We start from the raw sequence: 6152 nt of genomic DNA on the forward strand, positions 1-6152 counted from the left end.
AATATAGGCGTCCATTTCGGGTTGTCCAGCCATGTCCGATTCGCGTTCCCCGCTCTGTTTCCATGCCGCCCACGCCCTTCTGGCCGACGGCTGGGCCCGCGATGTCCGCCTGCAGGTGCAGGACGGCCGCATCACGGCGATCCACATGGGGCAGGGCGCCCAGCACGGCGACACCCGCGTCGACATCCTGGTGCCGGGCCTGCCCAACCTGCACAGCCACGCCTTCCAGCGCGGCATGGCTGGGCTGACCGAGATCGGCGGCGGCGACGGTGACAGCTTCTGGAGCTGGCGTGAGCTGATGTACCGCTTCCTGGCCCATCTGCGCCCGGACGCGGTGCAGGCCATCGCCGCCCAGGCCTACATGGAAATGCTGGAAAGCGGCTTCACCCGCGTCGGCGAATTCCATTACCTGCACCACGACGCCGATGGTCGCGCCTATGCCAACCGCGCCGAGATGAGTGCACGGATTGCTGCCGCCGCCGACCAGACCGGTATCGGCCTGACCCTGCTGCCGGTGTTCTATGCACATGCCGATTTCGGCGGGGCGCCGCCGAATCCGGCGCAGCGTCGCCTGATCCACGATGTGGACGGTTTCGCGCAGCTGCTGGACGCCGCCAAGCCGGCACTGGCCGCGCTGCCGGATGCGGTGCTCGGCATCGCGCCGCACAGCCTGCGTGCAGTCACCGGCGAGGAATTGAGTGCGTTGCTGCCGCTGACCGACGGCCCGGTGCACATCCATATCGCCGAGCAGGTGCGTGAAGTCGAGGCCTGCCTGGCCTGGAGCGGCCAGCGTCCGGTGCAGTGGCTGTACGACCATGCACCGGTGGATGCGCGCTGGTGCCTGGTGCACGCCACCCACATCACCGACGATGAGCGCGCCGCCATCGTGGCCAGCCAGGCCGTGGCCGGCCTGTGCCCGATCACCGAAGCCAATCTGGGCGACGGCCTGTTCCCGATGCAGGCGTTCGCGCGCGAGGGCGGGCGCTTCGGTGTCGGCTCCGATTCCAATGTGCTGATTGATGCGGCCGAAGAACTGCGCCTGCTCGAATACGGCCAGCGCCTGACCCTGCGCGGTCGCAACGTGCTGGCCCCGGATGCCACCCGCAGTACCGGCCGCTTCCTGTTCGAAGGCGCACTGCACGGTGGTGCACAGGCGCTGGGCGTGCCCGCTGGCCTGCAGGTCGGCGCCAGTGCCGACCTGGTCGAACTGGATGCCGGGCACCCGGCGCTGCAGGCGCGACAGGATGACGCATGGCTTGACAGCTGGGTGTTCGCCGCACGTAATGGCGCGCTGCGATCGGTCTGGCGCCATGGCCGCCAATGCGTGGCCGAGGGCCGCCACCTGCAGCGCGAGGCGATCACCACCGCCTTTACCGCCGCCCTGCGTGGCGTGCTGGGCTGATCGCCTCCCGCCACCGAGACCCCATTACGTGAAGGCCAGCAAGTCCGCCACGCTCAACCAGCGTATCCGCAGCGATCTGGAAAGCCGCATCCTCAGTGGAGAGTGGGCGCCGGGCTTTCGGATTCCGTACGAACACGAGCTGATGGAGCAGTACGGCTGCTCGCGGATGACGGTGAACAAGGTGCTGACCGCGTTGGCCGAGAGCGGCATGATCGAGCGTCGCCGCCGTGCCGGTTCGTTCGTGGCGCGGCAACCCCCGCACCTGGAGCAGGTGGCGCTGGAGATTCCCGATATCGCGATGGAGGTTGGCTCGCGCGGCCACCAGTACGCCTATCGCCTGCTGCAGCGCGACCTGCGCCTTGCCGATGCCGGCAATGCCGGTGAAGTCGAGCTGGCCGGGCAGGAAAACCTGCTGGCGATGCGCTGCCTGCATCTGGCCGATGGTCGCCCGCTGGCATTGGAGCATCGCCTGATCAGCCCGGTGGGCGTGCCTGAGGTACTGGAGGTCGACTTCAGCACTACCGCGCCGGGCAGCTGGCTGCTGCAGAACGTGTCGTGGACCCGTGCCCAGCACCGCATCAGTGCCTGGGGGGCAGATACCGCCACCGCCAGGCTGCTGGAGGTGAAGCCCGGTACCGCCTGCCTGGTGATCGAACGCCTGACCTGGCGTGGCGAACAGCCGATCACCCGCGTGCGCCAGGTGTTCCTGGGGGATGCCTGGGATCTGGTGGCGCGCTTCGCACCGGGCGCGCGATAGGGATTCCATCCACGCATGGCGTGGATCTACTGGGCCGGAACGACTGTCGCCTTGAACTCTGTCGGGGGGTGTGTACGATGTGTATCGTCCCTGCATGAAGAGCAGGGACCTCATCCGGGATCTGGAAGCGGCATGTTGGATCTGTCGTCGGATCCGCGGATCCCATCATGTATTCGTGCACCCGCAGCACCCTCACATCATCACCGTTCCTCACCCAAGGAAGGATCTGGGGAAGGGCTGGTGCAGGCGTTGCGGAAGCTCGCAGGACTGACGTAGGAGGGCCCATGCGATATCCAGTCCTGATCGAGGCAGGCGATGAGCGCACCGCGTGGGGTGTGGTCGTTCCAGATCTGCCGGGGTGCTTCTCGGCGGCCGACACGCTTGATGATGCGCTCAGCGCTGCCGAGGAAGCTGCACTCGCCTGGATTGATGCGGCCCTGGATGAGGGGCGCTCGATTCCGACACCTTCCGCGCCACAGAAGATCGCCGCCGAGGCATCCAAGGACATCCGTTGGATTCTTGCGTACATCTGCATTGATCCGGCTCTGCTGGACGATACCATCGAGCGGGTCAATATCAGCCTGCCACGCCGGATCCTGGCGAGGCTGGATGCGCAGGCCAGAGCGGCGGGTGAATCGCGCTCCAGTTACATCGCCCATCTCGCGGCATTGGGCTGAGCTGGCGCCATGTGGAGCCGAGCCGATGCTCGGCTGCTGTTCGCGTGTGGCTCAACTCTGCAAAGGCATCCACGCGTGGCGTGGATCTACCAAGGGGTCGCGCATCGGGGTTCAGTAAATCCACGCCACGCGTGGATGCGGCCCCATCAGTACGTGGCGCACTGCCGCCAGCGCACCGGCTCATCCACGCCGGGGCGGGCGTTGAGCTGGATGCGCACGTTGCGCAGGGCGGGGTAGTGCAGCACTTCCTCGCAGACCTGCGGCCAGACCGCGTCCAGCTCGCCCGTGCGGTTGATCGCCAGCGTCTGCCGGGTCAGCCAGACCCCGCTGGCGATACCGGGCTTGCCGGCCAAGGCGCGGGACAGATCGGCCTGGAAGCGCTCCAGCGTGGCGGCATCCGGGTTGGGGTTGCTGCGCGCGTCGGCTGAGGGCGCGGCCGGTGCAGGCGCAGCGGCCGGCGGCGTGGTGGCGGGGGCCGGCGCCGGTTCGGGCGCCGCTTCAACCGCAGGTGCAACCGGCGCGGGGGTGTCCGCCACCTCGGCAACAGGCGCGGTGTCCTGCACATGCAAGCCTTGCAGGCTCAATCCCACCAGCAGGCCCAGCGTGACCGCGCCGAGCGCGGCAATGGCGATCCGGCGCAGGGCTTCATGGCGGGCGCTGGCACGCACACGGGTTTCGATTTCCGCCGGCAGGTAGGGCTGCAGCAGCGGCCACAGGCGCGGACCGTCCAGCACCTCGACCGCCTGCTTCTCGGCAGCGCTGCGCCCGTCGCGTTCCATCCGGCCTTCGGTCAGCAGCACGCCGCCCTTGGCGCCGGCCAGGCGCGCAGCAGCCCCCAGCTCGTTCACTGCGGCGGTGCCGATACGGTAGGCAAGGCCATGCTTGCAGGACACCAGCCACTGGTTGGGGCCGTCGCTGAGCAGGAAGTCGCTGCTCGGCTCGCGGGATTCCTCCGCCGGGTCATTCAGTTCACGCAGGCCGCGCTGTTCGCGCAGCATGCGCTTGACCAGTACCGAGAACTCGCGCCAGTGCATGCCGGCCAGCGCTTGCAGGCCAAGTTGCATCTCCTTCTGCCGCCGCTTGATCCACCACAGATAGACAACAGCCAGGGAACAGGTAAGCAGGGCCGACAGCAGGGCCAGGATCCAAGGGAGCATGCAGGAGGTGCGCGGAAGGGGCGAATGCGGAAGACGACAGTGTAAAGGTCGCACTATCCGGCTGGGTCAGGACGTTCCTGACAGGAAGCGTGATGGAACGCTCAGATCGGCATACGGCGAGCACGAAAAACCCGCCAATCCTGAAGCCGTGAGGGGAGGGAACAAACGGCAGCCGAAGCGATTGGCGGGTTGCTCGCGATTGTCAATCAAATTTTATTGCATTGCAACAATGGCCGGTCAGGGCACGCTGCCTGGCGACTGATGGCTGCCCGGGGCGGGAGCATCGGTGCCCGAGGCCGCACGGTTTTCCAGCTTGGCCAGCCGCGCGTGCAGGGCGTCGATACGGGCTTCCAGCGCGGTCACCTCGTCCGCAGTTGGGACATGCAGGCGCTTGAGCACGCCCTGCACCTGGTCATCGAAGGCCTTTTCGACCTTGTTCCAGGTGCCAGAGGCCTTCTCGCGGGCCTCATCCAGTGAGGATTCCACGTTGTCGCGCCAGCCCGGGCCCTGTTCGCCGTGGCGTTCACGGCGGCGGGCCTCCCAGGCTTCGCCTTCCTTCACCAGGCCGTCGAAGAAGCGGCTGCCTTCGGCCTGTGCACGGCCCAGGGCGCCCAGGCCGGCCAGCCAGACCTGCTGCGCCGAGTCACTCAGCTTGCGCGAGAAGCGCTCGGCCTGGTCACCGAACGAGGCGTCGTCGTTGCGGCGGTCATCGTTTTCGTACTGGTTCATCGCACTTCCCGTGGGAGTTGGGCCTGCCCCCGAGAGTAGCGCGCACTGGCGTTGCACGGCCGTGACGGCCGCCGCCGGGGTTCAGCCCAGCTTTTCCTTCAGGACGCGCTGGATCTCGCCCTCGACCATGCCCTTCATCGCCGACAGCAGGAAGCCCAGCTTGGCGGTGACGCGCACGGCGCCCGGCTGCAGTTCGATCGCACCGTCCACGCCGCTGCCAGAGAAGTTCAGCACGTCGGCGGTCCAGGACGACTTCAGGCCGAAGCGCTCGGACAGCTTGGCGGCGACCTGTTCGATCGCGGCGCGTGCCTGCGCGTCGGGCAGGGCGTGGGCGTGGCGGACATCGATGGTGGACATGCAGGCTCCTGGCGCCGGGCGGGGATGATCAATGAGGGCGAGCATTGTGCGCATCGAGGGCCGTCGCGCCAAGCACTCATCGCAGGTTCTTCTTCGTTGGCGGCCAACCTGCTAGGCTGCGCCGCGTGCAGAACCTGCTTGTTCACTTCAGTCAACAACAACAGCCCGACCAGCCGCTGCGGCCCGGGGTGCAACGCATCGTGCGCCAGGCCAACGGCAGTGTGCGGCTCGGCGACGCCGGCCACGGCGCCCTGCTGCTGGCGCAGTTCTGCATGGACGATCGCGGCCTGTGGCTGCAGGTCGGCAACGGTATCCGTGGCATCCACGTGAATGGTCGGCCGGTGCGTCGCATGGCGCTGCTGCGTGCAGGCGATGCGGTCTATGTGGACGGCGTGGAGATGGTGCTGCAGGGCGAGGTCGAGAGCCTGCTGCAGGCACCCGCGCCGAAGAACGACGATGGCACCGATGAGCAGCAGCGCCTGCTGCGCGGTGTCGGCGGCCTGCATCATGGCCGCAGCTATACGCTGTCGCGGGCACGGTTGATCGGCCGCGGCAGCGACGCCGACATCGCCATCGACGATCCGGCCTTCGCCGAACAGCACGCCCGCGTGGAAGTGCACGGTGATCGTGTGCTGCTGCGCGACCTCGGCAGTGCCGACGGCACCCGGGTCAACGGCGTGGCCGTGCGCCACTGCTGGCTGCAGGCCGGCGACCAGGTGGTGTTCGATGGCCAGCATCGTTTCGTGCTGGAAGTGCCGCATGATCCACGTCGGCGGCCGTTGCCGGCCGAGGACGAGTCCGGCGAGGACGCGGAACAGGCGCCGGTGCTGCCTGTGACGCCGCGCAGAGTCCGGCGCTGGCCGTGGCTGCTGGCCAGCGCCTTGTTGCTGGCAGCAGTGCTCAGCCTGCTGCTCTGGTTCGGCGCGCGCTGACGGTCGCGCGGTGACGGTAGTGTCGGCCGCTGGCCGGCAACCGCCGCCCCGAATCCATGAGGTTGGTGCATCTGCTGGGCTGGTCGGTGGGTGGCATCCTCGCCCAGGCGATGGCGGTGCGCCTCCACGAGATCGGGCGCG

8 protein-coding genes are annotated in these 6152 nt (G+C 67.9%); 5 read left to right on the plus strand and 3 right to left on the minus strand.

Annotation, left to right across the window (positions count from 1 at the left end; genetic code table 11):
* Positions 1-31: 31 nt before the first annotated feature.
* The 4 genes from H4O10_RS16630 (at position 32) to H4O10_RS16645 (ending at position 2836) form a co-directional block, all read left to right on the plus strand.
* The gene (locus tag H4O10_RS16630; protein WP_012480724.1) at positions 32-1402 is read left to right on the plus strand and encodes a formimidoylglutamate deiminase; all 1371 of its coding nucleotides are present in this window, start codon (positions 32-34) and stop codon (positions 1400-1402) included.
* Positions 1403-1430: 28 nt separating this feature from the next.
* Positions 1431-2159 (plus strand): histidine utilization repressor, encoded by a 729-nt coding sequence (gene hutC, locus H4O10_RS16635; RefSeq protein WP_012480723.1) that lies wholly within the window; start codon positions 1431-1433, stop codon positions 2157-2159.
* 94 nt (positions 2160-2253) lie between these two features.
* Positions 2254-2430, plus strand: coding sequence for a type II toxin-antitoxin system HicA family toxin (locus H4O10_RS16640; RefSeq protein WP_076738546.1), 177 nt, complete (start codon positions 2254-2256; stop codon positions 2428-2430).
* 13 nt (positions 2431-2443) lie between these two features.
* Positions 2444-2836, plus strand: coding sequence for a type II toxin-antitoxin system HicB family antitoxin (locus H4O10_RS16645; protein WP_005410188.1), 393 nt, complete (start codon positions 2444-2446; stop codon positions 2834-2836).
* A 146-nt stretch (positions 2837-2982) separates the two neighbouring features.
* Here the strand turns inward: H4O10_RS16645 and H4O10_RS16650 are convergent, their stop codons facing one another.
* From H4O10_RS16650 to H4O10_RS16660, 3 genes are all read right to left on the minus strand, one after another.
* Complete coding sequence (locus tag H4O10_RS16650) at positions 2983-3993, minus strand: restriction endonuclease (RefSeq protein ID WP_012480722.1); 1011 nt, start codon at positions 3991-3993, stop codon at positions 2983-2985.
* A gap of 237 nt (positions 3994-4230) precedes the next feature.
* A complete protein-coding gene (locus H4O10_RS16655) occupies positions 4231-4722 on the minus strand; it encodes a phasin family protein (protein WP_012480721.1) in 492 nt (163 codons plus the stop codon).
* Between the two features lie 81 nt (positions 4723-4803).
* Positions 4804-5079 carry a polyhydroxyalkanoic acid system family protein gene (locus H4O10_RS16660; RefSeq protein WP_005417302.1) on the minus strand — a complete coding sequence of 92 codons (276 nt, stop codon included), beginning with the start codon at positions 5077-5079 and terminating at the stop codon, positions 4804-4806.
* Positions 5080-5204: 125 nt separating this feature from the next.
* Here H4O10_RS16660 and H4O10_RS16665 point away from each other — a divergent pair, with 125 nt between their 5' ends.
* Positions 5205-6011 carry an FHA domain-containing protein gene (locus H4O10_RS16665; protein WP_005410184.1) on the plus strand — a complete coding sequence of 269 codons (807 nt, stop codon included), beginning with the start codon at positions 5205-5207 and terminating at the stop codon, positions 6009-6011.
* Positions 6012-6152: the final 141 nt, after the last annotated feature.

Origin of the sequence: Stenotrophomonas sp. I18B00994 (assembly GCF_014145825.1) — a bacterium.
GTDB classification, from domain to species: domain Bacteria; phylum Pseudomonadota; class Gammaproteobacteria; order Xanthomonadales; family Xanthomonadaceae; genus Stenotrophomonas; species Stenotrophomonas maltophilia.

What these genes read in the sequence shown, in the direction of transcription:
- H4O10_RS16660 (WP_005417302.1), bottom strand. Translation starts at nt 5,079, where the DNA reads ATGTCCACCATCGATGTCCGCCACGCCCACGCCCTGCCCGACGCGCAG.
- H4O10_RS16650 (WP_012480722.1), bottom strand. Translation starts at nt 3,993, where the DNA reads ATGCTCCCTTGGATCCTGGCCCTGCTGTCGGCCCTGCTTACCTGTTCC.
- H4O10_RS16630 (WP_012480724.1), top strand. Translation starts at nt 32, where the DNA reads ATGTCCGATTCGCGTTCCCCGCTCTGTTTCCATGCCGCCCACGCCCTT.
- H4O10_RS16645 (WP_005410188.1), top strand. Translation starts at nt 2,444, where the DNA reads ATGCGATATCCAGTCCTGATCGAGGCAGGCGATGAGCGCACCGCGTGG.
- H4O10_RS16655 (WP_012480721.1), bottom strand. Translation starts at nt 4,722, where the DNA reads ATGAACCAGTACGAAAACGATGACCGCCGCAACGACGACGCCTCGTTC.
- H4O10_RS16640 (WP_076738546.1), top strand. Translation starts at nt 2,254, where the DNA reads ATGAAGAGCAGGGACCTCATCCGGGATCTGGAAGCGGCATGTTGGATC.